We start from the raw sequence: 26122 nt of genomic DNA on the forward strand, positions 1-26122 counted from the left end.
GCGACGGGGTGCCCGGGCATACGCCCGGGCATTACCGTTACCTCAGGCGCTGCACGGTGCCATCGGCCAGTGCCTTGTCGAACGCCTTGCGCACGTCACGGGCGATCTGGGCCGAGGCGATGCTCTGCTGCTGCGCCAGGCCTGACTGCTGGCGGGCCAGCTCGGCCTGCTGGCGGGCAATCTCGGCAATACGGCGGTGGTCCACTGCCGCCGCCGCGTCCGCCTTGGCGCGTTGCGCGGCGCGTTCGGCCAGCGCTGCATCGCCCTTCGTGGTGCGCGCGGCATGGTTGGCCATTTCCGCTGCGTCCATCGATTCCATCGCATCGCGGCTGGCGCGCATCGCCACCTCTGCAATGCGCTCGCCCAGCTCACCCTGCTGCTCGCCCAGTGCGCCCATGCGTTCGCCCAGCGCGCCCTGCTGCTCGCCCAGTTTGGCGACCTGCTGCTGGGCCTTGGACAGCGACTGCAGCAGCGCCGGGTCACGCACCAGGTAACGCTCGTTGCCGACGCGCACCCACAGCGCCGGGTCCCGACCCTGCACGTCACGCTGTGCCTGCTTGAGGTCGGCCATCGAGGCATCGACGAAGTTGTCGCCGCCGCCCATCAGCACGAACGCCTGGCGTGGCTGGTGCGAAAGATCCAGACGACCGTGGGTGATGGTGGTGGTGTTGACACTGTCCGGGTGCGACGGCGACGCGGGCGCGGCCGGGGCTTCGGGGGGAAGCGGTGCAGTGACCGGGCGAGGTGCCGGCGCAGGCGTCGGCACCGCAGGCGTTGCCGGGGCCGCGACGGCCGGCGTGGCAGCCGGCGCAGCCGGAACGGCGGGGGCAGCGGGCGCCGCGAGCGCTGGCGGTGGCGGCGGCGGCGGCGGTACTGCGGCCACCAGGCGCATCGGCGCCACGCCGATCACCATGAACAGCGCGGTGATCGCCATCGAGGCCACGCGCGGGAAGCTGCCGGTCTGCTGCAGGGTGAGCAGCCGGCGCTTGAGGCTGCGGAAGTTGGGCGAGGCACTGGCCACGCCTACCGCCGGCCTCGGCGCCACGCCCAGCTGCACCAGCAGGCGGCCGTAGTCGTGGCGGCAATGCCCGTGCCCGGCCACCACCGCGCTGTCGCACGCCTCTTCCCGGGCCAGCGCGTATTCGCGCACGGCCACGTGCAGCAGCGGGTGGAAGAACAGCAGGTGCTGCGCCAGCGCAGGCAGCAGCCCCAACCACAGGTCGCGGCGCTGCAGGTGCACCAGCTCATGGGTGAGTGCCATGTCCAGGTCATCGGCCGCCATCGCCGGCAGTTCACGTGCGGGCAGCAGCAGCGCCGGGTTCCACGGGCCGATCAGCTGCGGCGAACGGATCTGTGCGGACAGCTTCAGCTGCGGCGCGCGGGCAAGCCCATGCGCCTCGGCGGCCAGCTGCAGCGCCTGCTGCAGGCCGGCGTCGGTGCAGGGCACCGCATTGCGCACCAGCGCGCGGCTCTGCCGATAGGCGCGCAGGCTATGCGCCATCATCAGCAGCACGCCGGCCGCCCACAGGGCGAACAGCACGCTCTGCCACGACAGCGACGCACCGGTCGCAGCGGCGGTCATGGTATCCACGGCCACCGGCGCCAGCGTCGTTGGCGCCTGCATCATCGTCTGGGTGACGAAGGTGGTGTCGTCGATGCCCGGGGCCGGCAGCACCGCCAGTTCCAGCGGGCTGCTCCATACCAGGCCCAGCACGGCCTGCAGGGCCACCAGCCACCACAGGCGGCAGCGCGTGGCCGCGGGCAGCCGGGGCAACAGCCGGCACACGCCCCACACCAACGCCACCAGCAGCGCGCTCTGCACGCTGGTCCAGGCCAGGCGGGTCAGCAGTTCCATCATCAGGGTTTCCATGGCTCAGCCCTCCCGCTTGCGTGATTGCAGCTGCGCGACCAGCGCTTCAAGTTCGGCCAGTTCGCTGTCGCTGACCTCGGCCTTGTGCGACATGAAGGCCACGAAGGGCGACACCGAGCCCTGCAGCGTCTTCTCCACGAAGCTGGCTACCGCGCCCTGCACCACGCTGTCCTGCTCGCCGGTGGCCGAGTAGCGGTACACGCCCTCGACCTGTCGCCGCTGCAGGTAGGCCTTGCCGCGCAGGCGTTCCATCATGGTCAGCACCGTTGAGCGCGCCAATCCGCGCGCCTCCCCGAAGCCGGCCGCTACTTCGCCGACGCTGGCGCCGTCCTGTTCCGCTATGTACTGCAGCAGGGCCAGTTCCTGGTCCCCGATCGTCTTGCCGCGCATGGCACACTCCGTTGACTACACGTGTCGCCACCATGCCCGTGACTACACGTGTCGTCAAGTGCCGGACGGCGCGCGCCGACGAACGGTCGGAGGCGGTCACGACCGAAGGTCGTGACCTACCGGCTGCATGTCTCGGGGTAGGTCACGACCGTTGGTCGTGACCGCAACGGTGCTACCCGCGCGGGCCGCCCATGACCGGCAGGATCACGCCGCTGATGTAGCTGGCAGTGACCGGCGAGGCCAGGAACACATACGCCGGCGACAGTTCCTCCGGCTGCGCAGGGCGGCCCATGTCGCTGTCCTTGCCGAACTCGGCTACATCCGGCGCCTGCTTGTCGGCCGGGTTGAGCGGGGTCCACACCGGGCCCGGGGCCACCGCGTTGACGCGGATGCCACGCGGCAGCAGCTGGCTGGCCAGCGCCTTGGTGAACGCATGGATGGCGCCCTTGGTGGACGAATAGTCGATCAGCGCCTTGCTGCCGAACAGCCCGGTTTCCGAGCCGGTGTTGATGATGCAGTCCCCCTCTTCCAGATGCGGCAGCACCGCGCGTGCCATCTGGATATAGCCGCCGATGTTGGTCTGCAGGGTTTCCTGCAGGTGCGCGTCTTCCAGATCTTCCAGCCGTTCGCAGTGCAGCTGGAACGCGGCGTTGTTGACCAGGATATCGATGCCGCCGAACGCCTTGGCCACCTGCTTGACCGCCTTGTTGCAGAATTTCGGATCGCGCACGTCGCCGCCGATCACCACGCAGCGGGTGCCTTCGGCTTCCACATGCTGGCGGGTGACCTCGGCATCCTCGGCCTCATCCAGGTGCAGCACCGCCACGTCCGCACCTTCGCGTGCGAACAGCACCGCGACCGCGCGGCCGATGCCGGAGTCGGCGCCGGTGATGATGGCGCGCTTGGCCTGCAGTTTGCCGCTGCCCTGGTAGTCGGGCGCGAGGAAACGCGGCGCCAGCTGCAGTTCGTGTTCATTGCCCGGCTTGGCGATGTGCTGGGCGGGCATGGTGTCAGGTTGCTTGCGGGTGCCAGCCTGGGTCGCCTTCTTGGTGGCCTTTTTGGCGGCTTTCTTCTTTGCGGCGGCACGCGCGTCCTTGGCCTTTTCCTGGTCCTGCAGGCGGCGCTGGCGGGCGGCCACGCGCGCAGCGCGCGGATCGCTGGCGGCGGCCTTGCGGGTGGCGGTCTTGACCACTGGCGTGCGCGCGCGGGCCGGCTTCGGGTCGGCGGCGGGTGCGGCAGCGGTGGGGGTGCGCTTACGGGTCTTCTTGGCCGTGGCCATGCTGAACTCCTTCGTTGCGGTTGCCTCGATGCGGGTGGAGGGCGAGGCAAGAGCAGTGTGTCGCTGGCGGCGGTCGCATACGGTGAATGCCATGTGGGCGCGCCGTGCAGGGCTTCATCCCCTGCATACGCCGGCGGCGGCATCGTGGGCACCAGAATCCCCCCGGAGTAACACCATGTTGCGTCCCCTCTTTGCCGTTGCCGCATTGACCGCTCTTACCGCCTGCAGCAGCACCCCGGTGGCCCAGGTACAGCCCATCGACGGCGTCATTTCCGGCCAGTGCCATGTGGACAAGGTACGCGGCGCGGTCGGCCTCGCCGCGTCGGCAGCGACGGTGGAGCGTGCCCGCGTGGACAGCGACAGCCTCGAGGTCGTGGTACTGCGCAGCCAGCGGGCCGAGAGCGGCGCCACCGCCAGCGGCGCGGCCAACCCGAGCCCGGGCGCGGAAAGCGGTGGCGAGCGGCTGACCATCGAGAAGGGCCGCACCAACAACATCACCGCTATCTACTGCGGTTGATCGCCCCCGGCACGGCCGCGCTTCAACGCGCGGCTTTGCCTTTCACCACGCGTCGCGCCGAGCGCAGGAATTTCAGCGTGGCCTGCTCCCACTGGCGCTGGCCACGCAGCCCCGCCAGCTTGGCCAGCGAGCCATCGCGCCAGCCATCGAAGACGCTTGGGTCGATGTAGGCCTTGCGGCACACCGCTGGGGTGTTGCCCAGCAGCGTCGCTACTTCGCACACCACCTCTTTCTGCAGCGCGGCCAGCGCCCGTTCGCTCGGTGCCTCGGGCAGCGCGGTGGCAGCGAACTGGCGCAGCGCCGCCACGGTGCCACCCCAGGTACGGAAATCCTTGGCACTGAAGTCGGTGCCCATTGCATCGCGCAGGTAAGCGTTGACCTGGCCCGAGTCCACCGGCTGCAGGGTGCCGTCGTCATCACGGTACTGGAACAGGGCCTGCCCCGGCAGCTGTTGGCAACCCTTGATCAGGCCCACCAGGCGCTTGTCGTCGATATCCACTTCGTGCTGCTGGCCGGACTTGCCGCGGAAGCGCATGCGCGCGCGCCCGCCCTTCACCAGTTCCAAGTGGCGGTTGCGCAGCGTGGTCAGCCCGTAGGAGCGGTTGTCGCGGGCGTACTCGGTATTGCCTACCCGCACCAGCGTTTCGGCAAGCAGGGCGACCACGATCGCCAGCACCTTGTCCTGTGGAAACCCGGGCAGCTTCAGATCACGGCCCAGGCGGCGGCGCAGCGCCGGCAGCGCCTCGCCGAAGGCGATCACCCGGTCGAACTTGCCATCACCGCGCACCCGCGCCCAGTCCGGATGGTAGCGGTACTGCTTCCGCTTGCGCGCGTCGCGCCCGGTGGCCTGCAGGTGACCGTTGGCCAGCGCACAGATCCAGACATCGGTGTAGGCCGGCGGAATGGCCAGCGCGCGGATCCGCGCCAGGGTGGCGGTATCGCGCACCGGCTGACCATCGGGGTCGCGGTAGCTGAAGCCCTTGCCGGCGCGGCGACGGGCAATGCCGGGCTGCTCGTCAGTGACATAGCGAAGGCCGGCGTCGCGGGCGGCGGCAGCTTCAGGGGTGGCAGGACGTGCGGGCATGGAAGCGGTGGCGATGGAGCGGGCCTGCAGTGTGCTGGGCGGGGTGACGGCGCCGCGTCAATAACGCAACACAAACACCTCACACCCGCCCTTGGCGATATGCTCCATGGTTTACCGCCTGGAACTCTGGAGTCGCGATGTCGTCCTTGTCCTTCCGCCGCCTGCGGCGTCCGTCTGGTCCCGCCCTGCTGGCTGCGGCCCTGGTCCCCACCCTGCTGTTGCTTGGCGCCTGCAAGGCCCCGCCGATGGACGAGCAGGAAGCAGCGGGTACCCACGCGCAGAAGGCTGCCGAGGAAGTCGCGGCCGCCCCGGCCGACACCACCGCCAAGGCCACCGAGGCACCGCCGGTCGGCAACTGCGATGCCAACCAGGTGCAGAGTCTGGTCGGCCAGGCTTACAGCGACGCCATCGGTGCCCAGGCACAGCAGGATGCCAGCGCGCGCGAGCTGCGCGTACTCAAGCCCGACGACATGACCACCATGGAATTCGTCGGCGAGCGGCTGAACATCGAAGTCGATGAAAAGGGCGTGGTCACCGGCCTGCGCTGCGGCTGAATTGGGCGCACCGGACGCGGGTTTTCCGTGGGTTTGGTTGCGCGTGCAACCGTGTATTGCGGCGTTGCAGCAACTGTGATCTAGTCGAAGCATCCGGTGCCTCCAGATGCGCTCGACGGATTGAGCGGGGACGAGTGTCGCCGCTCACCCGACATCGAGGCAGAAATGGCCCCCCGCAACCGCCAAGGGCTTTACGACCCACAAGACGAACGCGATGCCTGTGGTTTCGGCATGGTGGCGCAACTGGATGACCAGCCGTCACGGCTGCTGGTCGACACCGCGATCGCCGCGCTCTCGCGCATGACCCACCGCGGCGGCGTCGCCGCCGACGGTGTCACCGGAGACGGCTGCGGGCTGTTGCTGCGCCGCCCGGACGCGTTCCTGCAGGCGCTGGCCACCGAGGCCGGTCTCACCCTTGGCAAACTGCATGCGGCCGGCGTGGTGTTCCTGCCGCACGACGATGCCGCTGCCCAAGCCTGCCGCGACATCCTCGAACAGCAGCTGCGCGACGCCGGCTGCCAGCCGCTCGGCTGGCGCGTGGTGCCGACCGATCCCAGCGTGTGCGGCCAGCTGGCACGCGACACCCTGCCGCACATCGAACAGGTGTTCGTTGATGCCGGCCACGGCCAGGACGAAGCCGCCTTCACCCTGGCGCTGTTCCTGGCCCGCCGCCGCAGCGAACAGCAGCTGCGCGACCATGCCGATTACTACGTCACCACGCTCAGTCCCAACGCGATCAGCTACAAGGGCATGGTGCTGCCGGACAAGCTGAGCCGGTTCTACCCGGACCTGCAGCGCAACGACCTGGCCTCCAGCGCCATCGTGTTCCATCAGCGCTTTTCCACCAACACGCTGCCGCGCTGGCCACTGGCGCACCCGTTCCGGATGCTCGCGCACAACGGCGAGATCAACACCATCGAAGGCAACCGGCGCTGGGCGCAGGCGCGCAGCAAGGTGTGGAAGACCCCGCGCTTCGACATCGGCGAGTTCGATCCGGTGATCTCCATGCACGGCTCGGATTCGCAGAGCCTGGACAACATGCTGGAGCTGATGGTCAGCGCCGGCATGGAGCTGATCCAGGCGCTGCGCATCCTGGTGCCGCCGGCAACCCAGTCGCTGGAGTTCAAGGACGCCGACCTGGCCGCGTTCTACGAGTTCTACGGCCTCAACAGCGAACCGTGGGATGGCCCGGCCGGCATCGTCGCCTGCGACGGACGCTATGCCGCCTGCACGCTGGACCGCAACGGGCTGCGCCCGGCGCGCTGGATGCTCACCTCCGACCGCCACTTCCTGGTGGCGTCCGAAGCGGGCGTGTGGGAAGTACCGGCCGAGCGCGTGGTGCGCAAGGGCAAGTTGGGCCCCGGCGAGATGATGGCCATCGACCTCAAGCGCGGCGACCTGCTGGATTCGGATGCCATCGACCGCATCAACCGTGGGCGCGCCCCGTACAAGCAGTGGTTGCAGCAGGGCGTGACCTACCTGCAGACCGAGCTGATCGATCCGTCGCTGGTGGAAGAGCCGTTCGACGAACGCACCCTGCGCAGCTACCACAAGCTGTTCCAGCTCAGCACCGAGGAAGTGGAGCAGATCCTGCGCCCGCTGGCCGAAACCGAGCAGGAAGCCACCGGGTCGATGGGCGATGACACCCCGATGGCGGTGCTCAGCCAGCAGAGCCGGCCGCTTTACGATTACTTCCGCCAGGCGTTCGCACAGGTCACCAACCCGCCGATCGATCCGCTGCGGGAAGACTGCGTGATGTCGCTCACCACCCAGCTCGGCAAGGAGACCAACATCTTCCATGCCGGCGCGGAGACGGTGAACCACGTCATCCTCAATTCGCCGGTGCTCAGCCAGCGCAAGCTGCGCCAGCTGATCAAGATGCCGCAGTACGTGGACCGCAACCGGCTCATCGACCTCTCCTACAGCCTGGACGAAGGGCTGAAGGCGGGCATCGAGCGCATCTGCGCCGAAGCCGAAGCGGCCGCACGCGAGGGCATCGTCATGCTGCTGCTCAGTGACCGCTACCCGGTGGCCGACCGGCCGATGGTGCATGCGCTGCTGGCCACCAGTGCAGTGCACCACCACCTGTCCAACGCCGGGCTGCGCTGCGACGTCAACCTGATCCTGGAAACCGGCACCGCGCGCGACCCGCACCACATGGCCTGCCTGCTCGGGTTTGGTGCCACTGCGGTGTATCCGTACCTGGCCTACCAGACCCTGTTCGACCTGGGCCGGCGCGGCATCCTGCAGCTGAAGAAGGGCGGCGAGCAGTCGCAGATCGGCCGCAGCTACCGCAAGGGCATCTACAAGGGCCTGTCCAAGATCATCTCCAAGATGGGCATCTGTACCGTGGCCAGTTACCGCGGCGCGCAGTTGTTCGAGATCGTCGGCCTGGATGATGAAGTAGTCGACCTGTGCTTCCCGGAAACGCCGTCGCGCGTGTCCGGCGTGGGCTTTGCGCGGCTGGATCACGAAGCGCGCGAACTCACCGTACGCGCCTGGAACGACCTGCTGCGCCCGGAGGTGGGCGGCGTGCTCAAGTACGTGCACGGCGGCGAGTACCACATGTACAACCCGGACGTGGTCATGACCCTGCAGCGCGCCGCGCGCAGCGGCGATGCCGCCGATTGGCAGCGTTACTGCGAGGCGGTGCACGGGCGGCCGGTGTCGGCGCTGCGCGACCTGCTGCAGCTCAAGGCCGCCCCCACGCCGACCCCGCTGGAACAGGTGGCGCCGGCCGAGGACCTGTTCCGCCGCTTCGACACCGCCGCCATCAGCCTGGGTGCGTTGTCGCCCGAAGCGCATGAAGCGCTGGCCATCGCCATGAACAGGTTGGGTGGGCGCAGCAATTCCGGTGAGGGTGGCGAAGACCCCGTACGCTACGGCACCCACAAGCGCAGCAAGATCAAGCAGGTGGCCTCGGGCCGCTTCGGCGTCACCGCCGAATACCTGGTCAATGCCGAAGTGCTGCAGATCAAGGTCGCCCAGGGTGCCAAGCCCGGCGAAGGCGGGCAGCTGCCCGGGCACAAGGTCAACGAACTCATCGCGCGGCTGCGTTATGCCAAGCCGGGCATCGGCCTGATCTCGCCGCCGCCGCACCACGACATCTACTCGATCGAAGACCTGGCCCAGCTCATCTACGACCTCAAGCAGGTCAACCCGGATGCGCTGGTGTCGGTGAAGCTGGTCTCGCATGCCGGCGTGGGCACCATCGCCGCCGGCGTGGTCAAGGCCGGTGCGGACCTGATCACTGTGTCCGGCCATGATGGCGGCACCGGTGCCAGCCCGGTCAGCTCGATCCGCTACGCAGGCGTGCCGTGGGAGCTGGGCGTGGCCGAATCGCATCAGGCGCTGGTGGCCAACGACCTGCGCGGGCGCACCCTGCTGCAGACCGACGGCGGGCTGAAGACCGGCCTGGACGTGATCAAGGCCGCGCTGCTGGGTGCGGACAGCTTCGGCTTCGGCACCGCGCCGATGATCGTGCTGGGCTGCAAGTACCTGCGCATCTGCCATCTCAACAACTGCGCCACCGGCGTGGCCACCCAGGACGAGCGCCTGCGCGCGCAGTACTTCACCGGCCTGCCCGAGCGCGTGGAGAATTTCTTCCGGCTGCTGGCCGAGGAAGTGCGCGGCTGGCTGTCCTACCTGGGCGTGCGCTCGCTGGACGAGATCGTGGGCCGCACCGACCTGCTGCAGCAGTTGGAGATCGCCCCGCGCCCGGGCGTCAAGGTGGATCTATCGCGCCTGCTCGACCCGGCCCGGTACGGCGGCAGCCACTGTGCCGCGCAGCGCCTGTACGAATCACCCGACAGCCTGGCCACGCAGATGGATGGCCTGCTGGCTCCGGCCATTGCCGGCAAGCTGGGCGGCGAACACCGTTTCCTGATCCACAACACCGACCGCTCCATCGGCACCCGCCTGTCCGGCACCATCGCGCGCGCGCATGGCAACCAGGGCATGAGCGATGCGCCGCTGACGCTGCGCTTCCGTGGCACGGCCGGGCAGAGCTTCGGCGCGTTCAACGTGGGCGGCCTGCAGCTGGAAGTGGAAGGCGAAGCCAACGATTACGTGGGCAAGGGCATGGCCGGCGGCCGCCTGGTGGTTCGCCCGCCGCGCGGCGCACGCTTCGAAGCGCGCAACACCGCCATCATCGGCAACACCTGCCTGTACGGCGCCACCGGCGGTGAGCTGTTCGCCGCCGGCCGGGCCGGCGAGCGCTTCGGCGTGCGCAACTCCGGTGCGCTGGCGGTCATCGAAGGCGCCGGCGACCACTGCTGCGAATACATGACCGACGGCATCGTGCTGGTGCTGGGCAAGGTGGGTCTGAACTTCGGTGCCGGCTTCACCGGCGGGCTGGCCTATGTGCTGGATATCGACCGCGACTTCGTGGACCGCTACAACCACGAACTGATCGACATCCACCGCATTTCGGCCGAAGGGTTCGAGAACCACCGCCAGCACCTGCACACCCTGATCAGCCGCCACCGCGAGCTCACCGGCAGCATCTGGGCCCAGCAGATCCTGGATGAATTCCGCGATTATGTCGGCAAGTTCTGGCTGGTCAAACCCAAGGCCGCCAGCATTGAATCGCTGACCGAATCGCTGCGCCGCGCCGCCTGATTTCCTGGATGCCCCTTACATGAGCCGCAAGCACGCCTTCCAGTTCCTCGACCTGCCCCGGACCATGCCGCAGCGTATTCCGGTGGAGCTGCGCACCTCCGGCGACTGGGGTGAGCTGTACGGCAAGTTCGGCAAGGAAGATGCCCAGTACCAGGCCGGTCGCTGCCTGGACTGCGGCAACCCCTACTGCAGCTGGAAGTGCCCGGTGCACAACGCCATTCCGCAGTGGCTGCAGCTGGTGCAGGAAAACCGCATCCACGAAGCGGCCACGCTGTGCCATTCCACCAACCCGCTGCCGGAAGTGTGCGGCCGGGTGTGCCCGCAGGACCGCCTGTGCGAAGGCAGCTGCACGCTGGAAGAGTTCGGTGCCGTCACCATCGGCGCGGTGGAGAAATACATCGTCGATACCGCGCTGGCCACCGGCTGGCGGCCGGACATGGCGGCGGTGGAAAGCACCGGCAAGCGGGTGGCGGTGATCGGTGCCGGCCCGGCCGGGTTGGCCTGTGCCGACCGGCTGGCGCATGCAGGCGTGCAGGCGGTGGTGTACGACCGCTATGAACAGATAGGGGGCCTGCTGCAGTTCGGCATTCCCAGCTTCAAGCTGGACAAGTCGGTGATCAGTCGCCGTCGCAACGTGCTCGAAGGCATGGGCGTGCAGTTCCGGCTCGGCGTGGAGATCGGCCGCGACGTGACCCTGGAAACCCTGCTGGCCGACTACGACGCGGTGTTCGTCGGCACCGGTGCCTACCGCTACACCGACGGCGGGCTGCCCGGGCAGGATCTGAAGAACGTGCTGCCGGCGTTGCCGTTCCTGGTCCAGAACAGCCGCATCGTCAGCGGCAGCGATGCCCACGGCCGGCCGATTGCCGGCTGGGAAGACACGCTTGCCCTGCCCGACCTGGAGGGCAAGCGCGTGGTGGTGCTGGGTGGCGGCGATACCGGCATGGACTGCGTGCGCAGTGCGGTGCGGCTGGGTGCGGCCCGGGTGACCTGCGCCTACCGCCGCGATGAAGCCAGCATGCCGGGCTCGGCCCGCGAAGTGGCCAACGCCCGCGAAGAAGGCGTGCGCTTCCTGTTCAACCGCCAGCCGCTGTCGATCGAGGCCGGTGCCGACGACGAAGCAATCGGTGTCACCGTGGTGGAAACCCACCTGGGCGAGCCCGATGCGCAGGGCCGGCGCAGCGCGGTGCCGATCGAGGGCAGCGAATCGCTGCTGGAAGCCGACGTGGTGATCATTGCATTCGGCTTCTCGCCCACGGCACCGGAATGGCTGACCGCGCAGGGCGTGGAAGCGGGCCACAACGGCCGCATCCTGGCCGGCGGCCAGGGCCGCCTGCCGTTCCAGACTGCCCACCCGCGCCTGTTTGCCGGTGGCGACGCGGTGCGTGGTGCGGACCTGGTGGTTACCGCCGTGGCCGAAGGGCGCGATGCGGCGGCGGCGATCGTAGCGCTGATCACCGCCTGACAGCGGTCACAGAGCACGGTAGCGCCGGCGTCAAGCGGCGGCCCGTAGCCCGGCGCGTTCGATCTCCAGCGCCAGCAACAGCTGGATCTCATCCAGCTGGTCGCGGATGCGGGCATTACCGGCGTCGTCGGCATGGTCGCACTCGATATGCGCATCCAGCATGCGCGCCAGCCCAACCAGCAGTACGTCGGCATCGCCGTGGGCAGCGTGGCGCAGCAGGCGGCCCAGCGTACGGATGCGGGCGCCGCGGTCGTGCGCCAGCGTCGGCACCGACGGCGCGGTGCGGGAAGCGGAAAGGGGCATGAGGGGCTGTCCTGATTGACCGGGTGACAGCCGTCAATGTCGGTTATGGCCCCAGTGGCCGGCTATGCAACTTTTACGAATTGGCGTGAAGGGCTGGTAATGTCGCTGATGCCCCACTCGTTCGGATGATTCCCATGCGCATCGGCCTGGCCGCCAATCGGCTGCACCACCACGACAAACACGCTGCACTGTTCCGCTGGCTGCGCGCCAGCGACACCGGGCTGCGCGAGCTGGGCGTGGAGCTGCATGCGGTCGGCCGCACCTATGACGCCATCCGGCGGCTGGGTTTCCTGCCCGATTTCGCCCCCCTGCGCCGCTACCCGAACGGCCGCGAGGGCGGGCTGATGAAGCTGGTCGCCGAAGTGGTGGGCATGGGCACGCCCGAGCGCACGCTGGATGGGGCCATCTATCTGATGGACCCGGTCGATCCGTCCTCGGTGTTCCCCGAAGCCACCGCGCTCAAGCGCCAGTGCGTGATCCACGGCAAGCCGTTCATCTCCACCGTGGCCACCGCGCGCGACTGGATCGAAGTCGAACGCGTGCACGCCGGCCTGCCCGCTGATCCCGGCGCCGATGACCTGCATGCATTCGAGCAGCACACGCTGGCGCTGATCGCGCACGATGCGATGAAGCCGGCCATGCTGGCCTTTGCCGACGAACATTTCGCCCTGCTTTCCCGCTTCCGCAGCCGCGTGGGCACCGGCACCACTGGCCAGCGCCTGAACGAACTGGCCTGGAGCCGTGGCTGGCCGAAGGACCAGGACTGGGTGACCCGATACCAGAGCGGTCCGATGGGCGGTGATGCGCAGATCGCCGACCAGGTGCTGGAAGGCCGCTGCCAGCGCGCGATCTTCTTCGAAGACCCGCACGTGGCGCGCCAGCATGAAGCCGACATCCAGCTGCTGGAGCGCGCGGTCACGACCGTGACCGATCAGGCGGTGTGCATCACCGCCCCGCGCGTGGCCGCACGCTGGGCGCAGGCGGCCACACTGCGCACACGCGCGTCGCCCTGATCACAGGGTGGGTACGCATCGCTGGCCACGGCGAAATCATGCGCGCCCTGCCCCGCCGCCGGGCTACAGCAGCTGCCGCAGCATCGCTTTGAGCCGCCGCCCCTCCAGCTGGAAGTAATCGCGCTCCTCGCGCCAGGCCGGGAAGCGCTGTTCCACTTCGTCCCAGAACGCCGGCGAATGATTGGCCTGGATCAGATGGCAGAGCTCATGCACCAGCACGTACTCGAACGCCGACGGCCGCCCCAGCACCAGCGCCAGGTCCAGCGCCATGCTGCCATCGGGGGCCAACGAGCCCCATTGCGAGGACATTACCTTCAGCCGCAGGCGCGCCGGTGCGCGCGGCAGGCCGGGCAGGTAGCGCGGCAGCCACTGGCCGACATCGGCGCGGGTCTGCGCTTCGTAGAATTCGCGCAGCGCACGCTTCACGGTCGTATCTGTAGCGCGCGCCGGCAGGTGCATGCACACGCCAGTATCGTCGAGCACCAGGCGCGCATAGCGTCCGGCATCCCACCGCACTGGCAGCAGTTCGCCGCGCAGCGGCAGCACCCCGGGCTCGCCGATCACCAGCGGCGGCGGCATGTTCTGGGCCTGGTAATTGCGCAGCTGCGAGGACAGCCAACCGCGGTGCTCTTCCAGGAAACGCTCGCCCATCAGCAAGCTGGCGCGCGGCGGCAGGGTCAGCCGTACGCCACGCTCGTCCACGCTGAGCTTGATCCGGCGCGCACGCGGATCGCGCACGCGCAGCACGTCGATCTCGGCATCCTCCAGGCGCAGGCGAACGGTGTCGCGCTGCAACGTGGGGGCAACGGCCGGGGAGATCAGGCGGCGGAGGAATCCGGGCATGGCTACAGCATAGCGCCGGCAGCGGCCCGCACATGACTGCGGGCCCCGCCCGGTGCCTCAGTCGGCCTTGCTCAGCTTGAAGGCCTCTTCCAGCAGCAGGAACAGGCGACGCACTTCGCCGCTCTGCAGGGCGAAACGGGCGTCCAGCTCGGCGCGGCGGCCGTCTTCGTCGGCGTGCTCGAGCTGGTCCAGGGCGCCGTCCAGGAACTTCAGCTTGCGCACGATCAGGTCGTCGCCCAGCACGAAGGACAGGTTGTCCTCGAACACCAGGGCCAGCTTGGTCACCTGCTTGCCGGCGTCCAGGTGCTTGTCGATCTCGTCGCAGCGCAGTTCTTGGTGCTGGCACTTGACCACCGCACCGCCCTCGGCCGGGTCCTTCATCTCGCACTCTTCGCCCAGGCTCAGTCCGGTCGGGAGCGGCTCGCCGGCGATCCAGCCGGTCAGGATCGAGCGCGGCGCCACTTCAGCGTTCAGCGGCATGGCCGGGAAGCTGCCGAGCAGGCCACGGATGTCGGACATCATGTTCTCGCCCTTCTTGCTGCTCGAGCAGTCCACCGCCACGTAGCCGTGGGTCAGGTCGATCAGCGCGTCAGTGCGCGAGCTCTTCACGAAGGCACGCGGCATCAGCTCATGCAGCAGGTCGTCCTTCAGGCGCTTGCGCTCACGCCCGCCGGGCTTGCGCCCCTCCTTCTCTTCGATCTCTTCCAGCTTGCGGGCCAGCAGATCGTTGACCACCGCGCCCGGCAGGATCTTGTCCTCACCCCCTACGGTCAGCCACAGCGCGTCGCCGACGCGGTGCGAGAACACGGCCTTTTCCTCACGGCCGAACGGGGAGATGAAGCCACGTGAACTCATTTCGAGCGGGCCCACCGGCTTGAGCAGCACCTGCGGCAGCAGGGTGTCGACTTCGGAGAAATCAGTGGCAGTCGGGAAGCGGAACAGCGTCAGGTTGCGAAAGAACATGGAAATCCGGATGGGAAGGCGTGGAAGGGAAGGTCAGGGGGTGCCGTCGGTCCAGGCCGACGACGGGCTGGGCGCGACCGCGGTGCGGCCCAGCGCCATGAAATCGAACAGGGCCGGGTCGGCCAGCTGCGACGGGTGGATGTTGCCCAGCGCGCGTGCGATCTGGTCAATCCGCCCGGGGTGCTGATCCTCCCACTGCTGCAGCATCTGCGCCACCTGGCGGCGCTGCAGGTTGTCCTGGCTGCCGCACAGCGTGCACGGAATGATCGGGAAGCCGCGCGCCTGCGCATGCTGTGCGATGTCCCGCTCGCTCACATAGGCCAGCGGGCGGATCACTACATGCCGGCCGTCATCGCTGCGCAGCTTGGGCGGCATCGCCGAGAGCTTGGCGTGGTGGAACAGGTTGAGGAAGAACGTGGCTACGCTGTCGTCGCGGTGGTGGCCGAGTGCGATCTTGCTGAAGCCGTTTTCCGCCGCGTGCCGGTACAGCGCACCGCGACGCAGCCGCGAACACAGCGAGCACATCGTGCGGCCTTCGGGAATCACCCGGCTGACCACCGAATAGGTGTCCTGTTCGATGATCTGGTAGGCCACGCCGATCGAGGCCAGGTACTCCGGCAGCACGTGTTCGGGGAAGCCCGGCTGTTTCTGGTCCAGGTTCACCGCCACCAGTTCGAAGGCCACCGGGGCCCTTTTCTGCAGCTGCAGCAGCACGTCCAGCAGGGTGTAGCTGTCCTTGCCGCCGGACAGGCAGACCATGACGCGGTCGCCATCCTCGATCATGCCGAAGTCGGCGATCGCCTGGCCGACCTGGCGGCGCAACCTGCGCGCCAGTTTGTCCTGCGCGGCCGCGTCCGTGCGCGGGGCGCGGGGAAGCGGATCGGGCAGGGGCAGGACGGCAGGCATCCGAACATTCTACCGGCTCGCACCGGTCGCCATCGGTGCGGGGAAGTGACTGCGTTCACTCCCGGGCGTCATGCCGGGTGTGTATGCTCAACCCCTGTGGATACCTTGACGCCCGAACAGATCAGCGCCCTGCTTGCCGACCTTCGGCAGGAACATCGCACGCTGGATGAAGAGATCCAGCGCATGGCCGCCAACGGCGAGGATGAGCTGGAGGCCAAGCGCCTGAAGCGGCGCAAGCTGCAGCTCAAGGACCGCATCGCGAAGCTGGAGGACATGTTGATTCCGGACGAGCCGGCGTGACGCGTGCCGACCCGCGGTCGTCACCTGCCCATTGCCGCACCGGCAGGTGACGACCGTTGGTCGTCACCCGCGGTCAATCCGCGGCCACCGGTTCTTCCGGTTTTGCCGCTTCGGGACTGACGCGTTCGATGGTGTGGCGCAACTCGCGACCCAGGATGAACTTGGCATCCTTGGCCCACAGGTCCAGGCGTTCGTCGAACAGCAGCTTGCTGTTCTCGTCCGGCCACACCAGGCGCAGCTCGCGCATCTTCTGGATGAAGCCGCGGAACAGGGTGCGGTCGAAGAACTCCGGTGCCGCCGGAGCGTAGAGCAGGCTCAGGCGCTGCGCGGCCTGCTGGCACAGGCTTTCCAGTTCGGCCGAGCCGAGCGTGCCCGGGCCGTTCTTGACCAGCACCGAAATGGCGATGTAGTAACGCTCGAACGCCTGCTGCAGTGAATGGCCAATCGCACGCAGGCGGAACACCTCGTCGGTCTGCCCGGTGTTGCGCGCCAGGATGCCGCCGTCGTCATCATTGACGTTCTGCAGCAGGCCCTCGCGAACGAACACCGCGATGGTCTGCTCGATGCGCTGGGCGAACTCGTCCTCGGTCCAGGGCAGGAACAGCTCGGCCTGCAGGAACGGGTACACGGTACGGCCCAGCTGCACCAGGCCGGTGCGGCTCATGCGGCGGTTGTTCTGGAAGCAGCACGCCACCCACGAGGAAGCGGTGAACAGGTGGATGACGTTGTTGCGGAAGTAGCTGAGCAGCACCGCGGTATCGCCACTGACGCTGAGCACATCGCCCAGCGGGTGCTTGACCCGGGTCAGTACGTTGATTTCCTCGGCGTGGGCGATGATCCGCTCCGGCGAGTGCGGCGTGACCGTGACCCGATCCGAATACGGCATTTCCACCAGCAGGGTCTTGCACAGCTCGATCTGCGCGATCAGGTCCGCCTCGCCCATCGCGTGCTTGGGCGTGGACAGCAGCGCCAGCGCCAGCAGGTTGATCGGGTTCACGTCGGCCGCGCCGTTGATGTGCACCTGGATGCGTTCGGCCAGATGGTCCACCGTGCCCGACAGCCATGATGGCTTCTCGTCCTCGCCTACCGGTGCCCCGTCCCACTCCGGTGCCTGGCGGGCCAGCACGTCGTTGAGCGCGATCGGCTCACCGAAGTTCACCACCACCTGGCCGTAGTTCTGCTTGAGCACCTTGGGGATCGACCACAGCAGCTGCCAGATCGATTCCTTTTCCTTCGGCCGTCCGGACAGTTCGTCCAGATAGCTGCCGCCTTCCATCAGCTTTTCATAGCCGATGTAGACCGGCTGGAACAGCACTGGCTTGCGCGGCTGGCGCAGGAAGGCGCGCAGCGTCATCGAGATCATGCCGCCCTTGGGCTGCAGCAGGCGCCCGGTACGCGAACGGCCACCCTCGACGAAGTACTCGATCGAATAGCCACCGGCCACCAGCTGCGCCACGTACTCGCTCAGCACTGCCGAATACAGCGCGTTGCCGCGGATCGAGCGGCGGATGAAGAATGCACCGCCCTTGCGCAGCAGGGTACCCACCACCGGCAGGTTGAGGTTGATGCCGGCGACAATGTGCGGCGGCACGATGCCGCGGTCGTACAGCAGGTAAGACAGCAGCAGGTAATCCATGTGGCTGCGATGGCTGGGCACGTAGACCACTTCATGGCCCGGCGCGGCGGCCTTGAACTTGTCCAGGTGGTGCACCAGCACGCCGGCGTAGATGCGGTTCCACACGTGGCTGAGCATGAAGCTGGCCGATCGCACCACCGGGCTGGAGTAGTCCGCGGCGATTTCCCAGGCATAGGCATGCGCCTTTTTCCAGGCATCGGCAGGCTTGGTGTTGTCACGCTTGGCCTGCGAGGCGATGGCTTCGCGGACGGTGTCGGCCTCCAGCACCTTGTCCACCAGAAGGCGGCGGGTGGACAGGTCCGGGCCGATCACCGATTCGCGGATACGGCGGAAGTGGGTACGCAGCACGCGCTGCAGCTTGCGCACCGTGCGCTCGGGGTCCAGCCCTTCGTCCACGGTGGCGCGCAGCGATATCGGCGGGGCGAACCGCACAATGGTGCTGCGACCGTTGAGCAGCACCGCCAGCAGGCGGCGGAAACGCCCCACCAGCGCCCAGTTTTCCGAGAACAGCACCGCAAACCAGCCGCTCTGCTTGTCCGGCGCGCGGCCGACAAAGATCGACACCGGCACCAGGTTCACGTCCAGCTCGCCGCGCGCGCGATGGGCCTGCAGCACCTTGGCCAGTGAATCGGAATGGGTCTTGGCGCCGCGCTGCTCGGGAATCAGCGAGTTGCTGCTGCTCCGCCGCGACAGCGCCAGGTATGCGCGCCGGCGCCCGGTCGGGTCGCCGGCGATGGGGACCAGCGGCGAGGGCAGGCCGGCTTCCCGGCAGGCCTTGTCCAGGATCAGCGCGTTGGACAGACCGTAGTCTTCCAGCACGTAGACCACCGGGCGGCCGTCATCGTACTGGCCGGGCTGTTCGGGTTCGATCTTCAGCGACAGCCAGGGTTCGACCAGGCGGCCCAGCAGACGGGCCCACCACGGGCGGCGCCCGAACGAGGTGCGGGCCGCCGCGCTGACCGGGCTGGGCACGATCGCCGCCGGGTCGGTTGCGCCCGCGGCCGGGGCGTCCGCGCCGGGCACGGTGTCGGGCGACGCGGACGGGACGTCCGGCGTCTTGGGCGGCTCTTCGCCGGGGAAAGGCAGGGGATTCTGGTTCGGCATCGGCTTCATTATGGCTTAGCCGGTGCAGAAGCACCGTCCTTGACCTGCGCGGCGGCCTCTGCTTCAGCTGCCCGCTGCGCGTCATGTTCAGCTTGCGCGGCCACCGCCTCGTCTGCCGCCTTGAGCAGTGCGTCGGTCTCTTCCAGGGTGCGTGCCAGATACCAGTGGCCGTCGCGGCGGGTCATGCGCACCTGGGCTTCGATCTGTTCACCGGCCAACGGGTACTGGATCCGCAGCAGGGCGGTGTCGCCCTGCTGCGACACCAGCTCGCCGCGCAGCCCGGTCATGGCCGCGTCGAGCGACAGCCCATAACTGGCCAGCGCGGTCTTCAGCGCCTTGGCGAACGGCCCCAGCCGGCGCAGGCTCCCCTCCATGCCGGCCGCCTGCAGCTCGGCGTCGGTGGACAGCCCGGCGGTGCGCGCGGTGGCGGTCAACAGGGTGATGGTGGTCTTCGCGCGCTGCCGGTCGGTCAGCGGCGCGGCGGCAGCCCAGCGGCTCAGTGCATCCACTACCTGGCTGTAGTGCGCCCGCTCGTCCTCGCTGTAGTCGGCCTGGTTGCGCAGGTACTGCACGCCGAACAGCCCCATCGAATGGGCTGCCTGGCGCACTCCGGCGGCCTGGCCGGCAATCTGGGTATCGAAGGAGCGTTGGAGGCGCTTGGGCGCGTCCGGCGCGGACAGCGCCGCCAGCATCGGCAGCAGCTGGCCGTCCAGTGGCAGGTCGGTCAACGGCCAGCGGCTGTGCCCGTCGCTCCAGGCCACCCGCAGGCGGTTGTACTGGGCCGGCGGCACCGACGCGCGGGCGTACCCCACCAGGTCGTTGTCGGCCAGGTGCTGGGCGATCTGCTGCAGCGCGGCTACCGGCTCGGCGGCGGGTGCGTCCGGGTCGATCGTGTCGCGCCTGCACGCCCCCACCAGCAGCAGGCCGCACAGCGACAGCGACATCACCCAGGGTCGGTAGCGCCCTGTCATCAACGGCATGGACATGAATTCGGACTTCCCCGGACCGGTCCGCATCTTGCGGCCTGCGCCCCCGCAGCGGCAACCCATCCTGCCCGCCACGCCGGCAGGATGGGCGCAAGCCCCTGTTTCTACTGGATATCAGTCGCGCATCCAGGTGGCCTGGATGAAGTCGCGCACATAGCCCTGCGACAACCGCGCATATACCCCGGGACGCCCCGGCAGCGCACAGCCTTCCCCCCAGCTGACCGTGCCCAGTACTGTCCAGGCCTGCTTCCGGCGCACCAGCAGCGGCCCACCGGAGTCACCACTGCAGCTGTCGATGCCCTCGGCGCCGGCGCAGATCACCGTGCCGGCCTGCAGGCTCGGGTAGGCCTGCTGGCACGCGGCGAACGAAACGAACGGGGTCAGCACCGTCTGCAGGGTGGTCGGCAGCGCCTCCCCGGGAAATTCGGTGACACCCCAGCCGATCACCGTGAAGTCGCGGCCAGGTCGCAGGTACGCGCCGTCCCGGCCCAGCATCACCTCGGCCGGCTCGGCCTTGGGTACCGGCCGCTTGAGTTGGATCAGCGCCACGTCATTGACCAGGTCGCGCTCGTCGAACGCCGGATGCACATGGATCGCCTTGACGTTGGACACGCGGCGGCGCGGCGTGGTTTTCAGCTCGGTCTGCCCGACCAGGACCGCCAGGCCTGCTGGCCGCAGCCCCTCTACGCAGTGCGCGGCGGTAAGCACCCACGAGGGCGAGATCAGGGTGCCGCCGCAGCCGTGCCGGGCGTGGTCCGAATCGCCGCGGCCCAGCCGCTGCAGGCTCGCCATGAACGGATACTGGCCGGGTTCGGCGTCGACCCCACCGATGATGCGGGGAACGCTGTCTGGTCCGGGCTGGGCCAGCGCGGGAAGAGAAACAGCAGAGAGGATCAGGCCGAACATCCAGGCCGGCCGGGAACAGGTACGCATGCAGCAACTCCTTTGCGGAAAAGTGGAAACGACAGGCACGGCGCCGGGGCGCGTGCCAGGTCGATTCGACGGCAAAGAAGGGGGGTCAACTGCGTGGCCGGTCGCGTTTCAGCGGCAGCAACGATTGATGGATCCGTTTATGCGAACGGGCGCAACAATACACCCGGATGCAGTTCCATCCCGGTGCGTGCAACCCTTACATCACGCCGCGGCGGGCGCTGCGGATTTCGTCCTGGATCGCCAGCGCGGCCGCGCGCGGGTCGGCGGCCAGGCGGATCGGGCGACCGACCACGATGGCATCGGCGCCGTCGGCGAAGGCCTGGGCCACGCCCACGGTGCGCTTCTGGTCATCGCCGACCGGGCCGCCGGGACGGATGCCCGGGCACACGATCGAAAATCCGGCGCCGGTGGCGGCGCGGATCGGGCCGGCTTCCTGGCCGGAGGCGATCACCCCGTCGATGCCGGCGGCCTGGGCGGCCAGCGCGCGCTCCACCACCACCTCCACCGGCTCGCGGTCGATGCCCATGCCGCGCAGGTCATCGCGCCCCATCGAGGTCAGCACGGTCACCGCCAGCAGGCGCATGTCGCTGCTGTTGGCGGCCGCGCAGGCCTCCATCATGGCCGGGTGCCAGCCGTGGATGGTGGCGTAGCTCACCGGCCACTGCGACAGCCGGCGGATCACCGCTGCGGCGGTGGCCGGGATGTCGAAGAACTTCAGGTCCACGAACACGCGCTTGTCGCGCGCGGCCAGCGCATCGAGCACCTCGAAGTACTCGCCCGAGGCCAGCAGCTCCATGCCGATCTTGTAGAAGGAAACCGCGTCGCCCAGCCGGTCCACCCAGGCCAGCGCGTCCTCGCGGCCCGGCACGTCGAGCGCGAAGATCAGGCGTTCGTCATCGCGCAGCGGCAGCGGGGCGCGGCTCACGGCGCGTAGTCCAGCGCAGCGCGCTTGGCGTCATGACGGGCCTGGCGCGACTGGCTGTAGTCGTTGTTGAACTGGGCCGGCTCGAAGCCACCGTAGGTCGGGTTGGGCAGCATCCACCAGCGTTCGCCGAACCAGTCGTGGTACTGCTGCAGCAGCGCGTCGCGGCCGTCGTTGGTGTTGGCGGTGACTTCCACGAAGTCGCCCAGCTGGTCGCCGAACTGCATCAGCACGCGGTAGTTCTGCCCGGCCAGGCGGCGGCGGCAGTTCTTTTCGCTGCCGGCCTGCTCGCAGTCCTTCACCACCGTGCCCAGTCCCAGGAACACGCTGTCATCGGCCACCGGCAGGCCTTCGGCACGCAGGTTGGCCAGGGTGGCCTCCTTCAGGTGCACGGCGCGGTTGGAGATGTACAACAGGGTGACGCCCTTGGCGTTGGCCGCCTTCGCGAAATCGACCACGCCTGGAATGGCCTTGGCCTTCTTTTCGGCCACCCACTGGTCCCAGCTCAGTTCATCGTACTCGCCGCCGTCGCGGACCAGGCGGGCCTGGTAGGGCGAGTTGTCCAGCACGGTTTCATCCACGTCCAGCACCACGGCCGGCTTCAGGCCCTTGGCGGCATTGCCGCGCTCTTCGGGCACCAGCGCATCCCAGTTGGCTTCCTTCAACGCCTTGTCCAGGTGGTCGGCGGCGGCGCGGTAGGTCTGCTCGGTGATCGCCCGGTATTCCTGCGAACGCTGCATCCACAGCACGGCATTGAGGTTGTCGTTGGCGGCCACGGCTGCGTCGCCCTTCGCGGCAGGCGCCGCAGCGGCGGCAGCAGGGGCCGGGGCAGCGGCTTCGGCAGGGGTTTCGGTGCGCTTGCACGCACCCAGTGCCATCACGGCACAGGCAAGCACGGACAGGGAAACAGCGGTACGACGCATGGGAATCACCAGTACTGAGTGGCGCCAGTTTACCGGCTTGCCCGCCGCGGTTCATGCCGGTCGCAGGGCTCGGCTATGCTGCACGCCCCAGAAACACCCGGAGCGCGACATGACCGATGACATCCAGACCCCTGCCCTGCCCGTGCTCAACGCGGCCCAGGCCCGTGCCCTGGGCTGCCTGATCGAGAAGGAAGCGACCACCCCGGACGCCTACCCGCTCACGGTCAACGCCACCCAGGTGGCCGCCAACCAGAAGACCGCCCGCGAGCCGGTGCTGCAGCTGTCGGCCGGCGATGTGCACCACGCGCTGCGCCAGCTGGAAACCCTGGGCCTGGCCCGCCAGCAGTTCTCCTCTCGCGCCGAGCGCTACGAGCACCGTGCCGGCAGCGCACTGGACCTGACCCGCCAGCAGCTGGCCATCCTGGGCCTGCTGCTGTTGCGCGGCCCGCAGACCGTGAACGAGCTGCTGACCCGCAGCGAGCGCCTGTTCCAGTTCCAGGATGCCGATGAGCTGCGCCACCACGTCGAGCGCATGATCCAGCGCGGCCTGGCCGTGCAGCTTCCGCGCGCCGGGGGTCAGCGCGAGGACCGTTACATGCACCTGCTGGCTGGCCCGGTGGATGTGCAGGCGTTGGCGGAGCAGTACAGATCAGCGCCGTCCAGCGGCGGTGGCAACGGCGCGCTGGAAGCGCGGGTACAGGAGCTGGAAACGACGGTGGTCGCGTTGCAGGAACAACTGGCGGAACTGCGCGCTCAGCTGGGCGGGTAACGGCAGCCACGCAGGGCGTGGCGCTGCGACCTCAGGCGATCATGCCCCTGTTACGGCTGGGGCGCCGGGCGTGGCGAACAGCAGCAGCACGTCTTCATCGCGCGGCGCCGGCAGGCGCACATCGCCACGGTCTTCCATGCCCAGCTTGCGCAGCAGCGCGGCCGAACGCAGGTTTTCGGGGGCGACGATGCCGTACAGATCGGGGTGGCCCAGAACGTCACGCGCGTAATGCATCACACCGCGCGCGGCCTCGAATGCGTAGCCATGGCCTTCGTACCGGGCCAGCAGCGCATAGCCCACATCCGGCGCGGGCAGGCCATCGCGGCGCACCAGCCCGGCATTGCCCAGCCACGCGCCGTCGCTGCGGCGGATGATGGCGTACATGCCGAACCCGTTGAGCGTGTAACTGCCGAGCACGCGTTCGGCGGTGTAATCGCGCGCCTGTGCGAGCGTGCGCACGCCACGGTCGGCGATATGCCGGATGAAGCCGGGCTCGTTGAGCAGCGCCAGCATATCGGCCGCATCATGGTCGGGATCGATCAGGCGCAGGTGCAGGCGGTCGGTCTGGATCACGGCGGACATGGAACCCCTCGCAGGCAGGAATGGGCCGATTGTGCGGCCGATCGACTCAGTCGAACAACGCTTCGATCGCCGCCAGGCCGGCGCTGGCACGCTCCTTCTTGCGCGCCGCATCAGCCACCGGGTCGGCGCCGTCGCGCTGCATTTCCTCGGCGGGGATCTCCTCGAAGAAGCGACTGGGCTTGAGCCGCACGTGCTCGCCGAACTTGCGGGTGAGCTTGCTGTAGCTCATCCACAGCTGCACCTTGGCACGGGTGATGCCAACGTACAGCAGGCGTCGCTCTTCCTGCAGGTTGCCTTCGTCCAGACTCACCTGGTGCGGCAGCACGCCATCCTCGCAGCCGACGATGAATACATAGGGGAATTCCAGGCCCTTGGAGGCGTGCAGGGTCATCATGCGCACCTGGTTGCCGCCGTCATCCTTGTCGTTGCGCGACAGCAGCGCCAGCTGCGCGGCCAGGTCGGCGGTGCTCGCGCCGCGCGGACCGCCTTCAAACCACTGCGCCAGCTCTTCCAGATTGCCCAGGCGGCGCTGGTACACCGATTCTTCCTTGCACGCGCCACGCAGCTCGGACACCAGCCCGGAATCTTTCACCAGCTTGCGCACCAGGTCGCCCGAGCTGAGTTTGGGCATGTCCGCGCGCAGGTCGCGCAGTATGTCGGTGAAACGGCTCAGGCTGTTGGCCGCGCGCGGCGGGAGTTGCGACAGGGCGCCGATCGCTTCGGCCGCGTGCGCCATCGGCAGCTCTTTTTCCGACGCCAGCTCGGCCAGCTTGGCCAAGGTGCCGGCGCCAACTTCGCGCTTGGGCGACTGCACCGCGCGCATGAAGGCCGTATCGTCATCGGGATTCACCAGCAGGCGCAGCCACGCCAGCGTGTCCTTGACCTCCTGCCGTTCCAGGAACGCGGTACCACCTGTGATGTGGTACGGCGCACGCACCAGCTGCAGTGCCTTCTCCAGCGGGCGCGACTGGAAGTTACCGCGGAACAGGATGCAGAAATCGCTCCACGGAATCTGCTTTGACGTGGCGAGGTAGGAAATCTCAGCGGCGACCTTCTCCGCCTCGTGCTCGCTGTTGCGGCACTCCCACACGCGGATGCGTTCGCCGTCGGCCTGGTCGCTCCACAGCTTCTTCAGGTGTTCGTGCGGGTTGTTGGCGATCAGCGCGTTGGCCGCGCGCAGCACGCGGTTGGAGCAGCGATAGTTCTGCTCCAGCTTGATGATTTCAAGCGCCGGGTAATCGCGCGCCATCTGCTGCAGGTTTTCCGGGTTGGCACCACGCCAGGCGTAGATGGACTGATCATCGTCGCCCACGCAGGTGAAGTTCCCCGCGCTGCCGGCCAGCTGCTTGAGCAGCCGGTACTGCGCATCGTTGGTGTCCTGGCATTCGTCCACCAGCAGGTAGCCGATGCGTTCGCGCCACGCCAGCGCAATCTCGGGGTTCTCTTCCAGCACCTGCACCGGCAGGCGGATCAGGTCGTCGAAATCCACCGCGTTGAACGCGGTCAGGCGCAGCTGGTAGCGCTCGTAGACGCTGGCCGCTTCCTTCTCGCGGTTGCTGCGTGCTTCGGCCATGGCCTGTTCGGGCGACAACCCGGCGTTCTTCGCACGCGAAATGAGGTTCTTCACGTCCTCGATGTCGTCCGGCTTGGCGCCGTACATCAGGTCTTTCACCTGCGAGGTGGAATCGTCGGCGTCGAAGATCGAGAAGCCGCGCTTGAGGCCCACCGCGGCATGCTCGATCTGCAGGAATTTCAGGCCCAGCGCATGGAAGGTGCAGATGGTCACGTCTTCGGCGTCGCCGCCCTGCAGTCGCTTGGCCACGCGCTCGCGCATTTCCTTGGCGGATTTGTTGGTGAAGGTGATCGCCGCGATGCGCTTGGCCGGGTAACGCCGGGTGCTGATCAGCTGGGCGATCTTTTCCACGATCACGCGCGTCTTGCCGCTGCCCGCGCCGGCCAGTACCAGCAGGGGACCTTCGCAGTGCAGGACTGCCGCGCGTTGGGGGGGATTGAGACCGTGCATGCCTTCTCCGTGGGTGCCGCATTGTAACGGGCGGCCGTCCCGACGGCCGGCTTGGGCGGCGAGTACGGCGCGCGCCCGGGGTCCTGGCCGGTGAACCGGTTCACGATCCAGCGGCCGGGCCGGGGTGCGGATTAGAA

Annotated in this window: 22 protein-coding genes; 7 read left to right on the plus strand and 15 right to left on the minus strand. The window is 68.3% G+C overall.

What is annotated here, in order from left to right:
- Nucleotides 1-37 precede the first annotated feature (37 nt).
- From ACTJI4_RS15845 to ACTJI4_RS15855, 3 genes are all read right to left on the minus strand, one after another.
- Complete coding sequence (locus ACTJI4_RS15845) at nucleotides 38-1870, minus strand: M56 family metallopeptidase (RefSeq protein ID WP_440869896.1); 1833 nt, start codon at nucleotides 1868-1870, stop codon at nucleotides 38-40.
- Between the two features lie 3 nt (nucleotides 1871-1873).
- Nucleotides 1874-2260, minus strand: a complete 387-nt coding sequence (locus tag ACTJI4_RS15850) for a BlaI/MecI/CopY family transcriptional regulator (RefSeq protein WP_282248449.1) — start codon at nucleotides 2258-2260, stop codon at nucleotides 1874-1876.
- 172 nt (nucleotides 2261-2432) lie between these two features.
- On the minus strand, nucleotides 2433-3539 hold the full coding sequence (locus ACTJI4_RS15855) for an SDR family oxidoreductase (protein ID WP_440869897.1): 1107 nt from the start codon (nucleotides 3537-3539) through the stop codon (nucleotides 2433-2435).
- 175 nt (nucleotides 3540-3714) lie between these two features.
- Here ACTJI4_RS15855 and ACTJI4_RS15860 point away from each other — a divergent pair, with 175 nt between their 5' ends.
- Nucleotides 3715-4056, plus strand: coding sequence for a hypothetical protein (locus ACTJI4_RS15860; RefSeq protein ID WP_392923258.1), 342 nt, complete (start codon nucleotides 3715-3717; stop codon nucleotides 4054-4056).
- Nucleotides 4057-4078: 22 nt separating this feature from the next.
- Here the strand turns inward: ACTJI4_RS15860 and ACTJI4_RS15865 are convergent, their stop codons facing one another.
- Nucleotides 4079-5140 (minus strand): DNA topoisomerase IB, encoded by a 1062-nt coding sequence (locus ACTJI4_RS15865; protein ID WP_392923255.1) that lies wholly within the window; start codon nucleotides 5138-5140, stop codon nucleotides 4079-4081.
- Between the two features lie 137 nt (nucleotides 5141-5277).
- Between ACTJI4_RS15865 and ACTJI4_RS15870 the strand changes: the two genes are divergently transcribed.
- From ACTJI4_RS15870 to ACTJI4_RS15880, 3 genes are all read left to right on the plus strand, one after another.
- A complete protein-coding gene (locus tag ACTJI4_RS15870; protein ID WP_392923252.1) occupies nucleotides 5278-5694 on the plus strand; it encodes an I78 family peptidase inhibitor in 417 nt (138 codons plus the stop codon).
- Nucleotides 5695-5859: 165 nt separating this feature from the next.
- Nucleotides 5860-10314 (plus strand): glutamate synthase large subunit, encoded by a 4455-nt coding sequence (gene gltB, locus ACTJI4_RS15875; RefSeq protein ID WP_440869898.1) that lies wholly within the window; start codon nucleotides 5860-5862, stop codon nucleotides 10312-10314.
- A gap of 19 nt (nucleotides 10315-10333) precedes the next feature.
- Nucleotides 10334-11779, plus strand: coding sequence for an FAD-dependent oxidoreductase (locus ACTJI4_RS15880; RefSeq protein WP_392923247.1), 1446 nt, complete (start codon nucleotides 10334-10336; stop codon nucleotides 11777-11779).
- A 30-nt stretch (nucleotides 11780-11809) separates the two neighbouring features.
- On the opposite strand, the gene ACTJI4_RS15885 is transcribed toward ACTJI4_RS15880, so the two are convergent.
- Nucleotides 11810-12082 carry a hypothetical protein gene (locus ACTJI4_RS15885; RefSeq protein ID WP_392923244.1) on the minus strand — a complete coding sequence of 91 codons (273 nt, stop codon included), beginning with the start codon at nucleotides 12080-12082 and terminating at the stop codon, nucleotides 11810-11812.
- A 134-nt stretch (nucleotides 12083-12216) separates the two neighbouring features.
- Between ACTJI4_RS15885 and ACTJI4_RS15890 the strand changes: the two genes are divergently transcribed.
- Nucleotides 12217-13095, plus strand: coding sequence for a methylglyoxal synthase (locus tag ACTJI4_RS15890; RefSeq protein ID WP_392923594.1), 879 nt, complete (start codon nucleotides 12217-12219; stop codon nucleotides 13093-13095).
- A 63-nt stretch (nucleotides 13096-13158) separates the two neighbouring features.
- Here ACTJI4_RS15890 and ACTJI4_RS15895 read toward each other — a convergent pair whose 3' ends face one another.
- From ACTJI4_RS15895 to ttcA, 3 genes are read right to left on the minus strand one after another with little or no spacing between them, the layout of a single operon-like run.
- On the minus strand, nucleotides 13159-13938 hold the full coding sequence (locus tag ACTJI4_RS15895) for a M48 family metallopeptidase (protein ID WP_440869899.1): 780 nt from the start codon (nucleotides 13936-13938) through the stop codon (nucleotides 13159-13161).
- Nucleotides 13939-13995: 57 nt separating this feature from the next.
- Entirely contained in the window at nucleotides 13996-14901 is a 906-nt protein-coding gene (locus tag ACTJI4_RS15900; protein ID WP_068848158.1) for a recombination-associated protein RdgC, read from the minus strand.
- A 33-nt stretch (nucleotides 14902-14934) separates the two neighbouring features.
- A complete protein-coding gene (gene ttcA, locus ACTJI4_RS15905) occupies nucleotides 14935-15807 on the minus strand; it encodes a tRNA 2-thiocytidine(32) synthetase TtcA (protein ID WP_440869900.1) in 873 nt (290 codons plus the stop codon).
- Between the two features lie 96 nt (nucleotides 15808-15903).
- On the opposite strand from ttcA, the gene ACTJI4_RS15910 reads away from it, so the two are divergent.
- The gene (locus ACTJI4_RS15910) at nucleotides 15904-16107 is read left to right on the plus strand and encodes a YdcH family protein (RefSeq protein ID WP_392923234.1); all 204 of its coding nucleotides are present in this window, start codon (nucleotides 15904-15906) and stop codon (nucleotides 16105-16107) included.
- A gap of 73 nt (nucleotides 16108-16180) precedes the next feature.
- On the opposite strand, the gene plsB is transcribed toward ACTJI4_RS15910, so the two are convergent.
- From plsB to ACTJI4_RS15935, 5 genes are all read right to left on the minus strand, one after another.
- Nucleotides 16181-18856: a glycerol-3-phosphate 1-O-acyltransferase PlsB gene (gene plsB, locus ACTJI4_RS15915; protein WP_440869901.1), complete on the minus strand. Its 2676-nt coding sequence runs from the start codon at nucleotides 18854-18856 to the stop codon at nucleotides 16181-16183.
- A complete protein-coding gene (locus tag ACTJI4_RS15920; RefSeq protein ID WP_440869902.1) occupies nucleotides 18856-19833 on the minus strand; it encodes a hypothetical protein in 978 nt (325 codons plus the stop codon). The genes plsB and ACTJI4_RS15920 overlap by 1 nt, the downstream gene beginning before the upstream one ends.
- 114 nt (nucleotides 19834-19947) lie before the next feature.
- Nucleotides 19948-20766: a S1 family peptidase gene (locus tag ACTJI4_RS15925; RefSeq protein ID WP_440869903.1), complete on the minus strand. Its 819-nt coding sequence runs from the start codon at nucleotides 20764-20766 to the stop codon at nucleotides 19948-19950.
- A gap of 196 nt (nucleotides 20767-20962) precedes the next feature.
- The gene (pyrF, locus tag ACTJI4_RS15930) at nucleotides 20963-21691 is read right to left on the minus strand and encodes an orotidine-5'-phosphate decarboxylase (protein ID WP_440869904.1); all 729 of its coding nucleotides are present in this window, start codon (nucleotides 21689-21691) and stop codon (nucleotides 20963-20965) included.
- Nucleotides 21688-22611, minus strand: coding sequence for a 5'-nucleotidase, lipoprotein e(P4) family (locus tag ACTJI4_RS15935; protein ID WP_184126310.1), 924 nt, complete (start codon nucleotides 22609-22611; stop codon nucleotides 21688-21690). The genes pyrF and ACTJI4_RS15935 overlap by 4 nt, the downstream gene beginning before the upstream one ends.
- Nucleotides 22612-22720: 109 nt before the next feature.
- Here ACTJI4_RS15935 and ACTJI4_RS15940 point away from each other — a divergent pair, with 109 nt between their 5' ends.
- Nucleotides 22721-23380, plus strand: a complete 660-nt coding sequence (locus ACTJI4_RS15940) for a YceH family protein (protein WP_440869905.1) — start codon at nucleotides 22721-22723, stop codon at nucleotides 23378-23380.
- Nucleotides 23381-23419: 39 nt separating this feature from the next.
- Here ACTJI4_RS15940 and ACTJI4_RS15945 read toward each other — a convergent pair whose 3' ends face one another.
- Nucleotides 23420-23962, minus strand: a complete 543-nt coding sequence (locus tag ACTJI4_RS15945) for a GNAT family N-acetyltransferase (RefSeq protein ID WP_392923216.1) — start codon at nucleotides 23960-23962, stop codon at nucleotides 23420-23422.
- Nucleotides 23963-24008: 46 nt separating this feature from the next.
- Nucleotides 24009-25985, minus strand: coding sequence for a UvrD-helicase domain-containing protein (locus tag ACTJI4_RS15950; RefSeq protein WP_392923213.1), 1977 nt, complete (start codon nucleotides 25983-25985; stop codon nucleotides 24009-24011).
- Nucleotides 25986-26122 lie beyond the last annotated feature (137 nt).

The organism is Stenotrophomonas sp. 22385, from assembly GCF_052045085.1.
Lineage (GTDB): Bacteria > Pseudomonadota > Gammaproteobacteria > Xanthomonadales > Xanthomonadaceae > Stenotrophomonas.

Bases quoted from the DNA above. Each gene is read 5' to 3' on its own strand.
- ACTJI4_RS15890 (WP_392923594.1), top strand. From the start codon at position 12,217: ATGCGCATCGGCCTGGCCGCCAATCGGCTGCACCACCACGACAAACAC.
- ACTJI4_RS15860 (WP_392923258.1), top strand. From the start codon at position 3,715: ATGTTGCGTCCCCTCTTTGCCGTTGCCGCATTGACCGCTCTTACCGCC.
- ACTJI4_RS15845 (WP_440869896.1), bottom strand. From the start codon at position 1,870: ATGGAAACCCTGATGATGGAACTGCTGACCCGCCTGGCCTGGACCAGC.
- gltB (WP_440869898.1), top strand. From the start codon at position 5,860: ATGGCCCCCCGCAACCGCCAAGGGCTTTACGACCCACAAGACGAACGC.
- ACTJI4_RS15855 (WP_440869897.1), bottom strand. From the start codon at position 3,539: ATGGCCACGGCCAAGAAGACCCGTAAGCGCACCCCCACCGCTGCCGCA.
- ACTJI4_RS15945 (WP_392923216.1), bottom strand. From the start codon at position 23,962: ATGTCCGCCGTGATCCAGACCGACCGCCTGCACCTGCGCCTGATCGAT.
- ACTJI4_RS15880 (WP_392923247.1), top strand. From the start codon at position 10,334: ATGAGCCGCAAGCACGCCTTCCAGTTCCTCGACCTGCCCCGGACCATG.
- ACTJI4_RS15865 (WP_392923255.1), bottom strand. From the start codon at position 5,140: ATGCCCGCACGTCCTGCCACCCCTGAAGCTGCCGCCGCCCGCGACGCC.
- ACTJI4_RS15850 (WP_282248449.1), bottom strand. From the start codon at position 2,260: ATGCGCGGCAAGACGATCGGGGACCAGGAACTGGCCCTGCTGCAGTAC.
- ACTJI4_RS15950 (WP_392923213.1), bottom strand. From the start codon at position 25,985: ATGCACGGTCTCAATCCCCCCCAACGCGCGGCAGTCCTGCACTGCGAA.
- ACTJI4_RS15925 (WP_440869903.1), bottom strand. From the start codon at position 20,766: ATGCGTACCTGTTCCCGGCCGGCCTGGATGTTCGGCCTGATCCTCTCT.
- ACTJI4_RS15885 (WP_392923244.1), bottom strand. From the start codon at position 12,082: ATGCCCCTTTCCGCTTCCCGCACCGCGCCGTCGGTGCCGACGCTGGCG.
- ACTJI4_RS15895 (WP_440869899.1), bottom strand. From the start codon at position 13,938: ATGCCCGGATTCCTCCGCCGCCTGATCTCCCCGGCCGTTGCCCCCACG.
- ACTJI4_RS15870 (WP_392923252.1), top strand. From the start codon at position 5,278: ATGTCGTCCTTGTCCTTCCGCCGCCTGCGGCGTCCGTCTGGTCCCGCC.
- ACTJI4_RS15900 (WP_068848158.1), bottom strand. From the start codon at position 14,901: ATGTTCTTTCGCAACCTGACGCTGTTCCGCTTCCCGACTGCCACTGAT.
- plsB (WP_440869901.1), bottom strand. From the start codon at position 18,856: ATGAAGCCGATGCCGAACCAGAATCCCCTGCCTTTCCCCGGCGAAGAG.
- ttcA (WP_440869900.1), bottom strand. From the start codon at position 15,807: ATGCCTGCCGTCCTGCCCCTGCCCGATCCGCTTCCCCGCGCCCCGCGC.
- ACTJI4_RS15920 (WP_440869902.1), bottom strand. From the start codon at position 19,833: ATGTCCATGCCGTTGATGACAGGGCGCTACCGACCCTGGGTGATGTCG.
- ACTJI4_RS15940 (WP_440869905.1), top strand. From the start codon at position 22,721: ATGACCGATGACATCCAGACCCCTGCCCTGCCCGTGCTCAACGCGGCC.
- ACTJI4_RS15935 (WP_184126310.1), bottom strand. From the start codon at position 22,611: ATGCGTCGTACCGCTGTTTCCCTGTCCGTGCTTGCCTGTGCCGTGATG.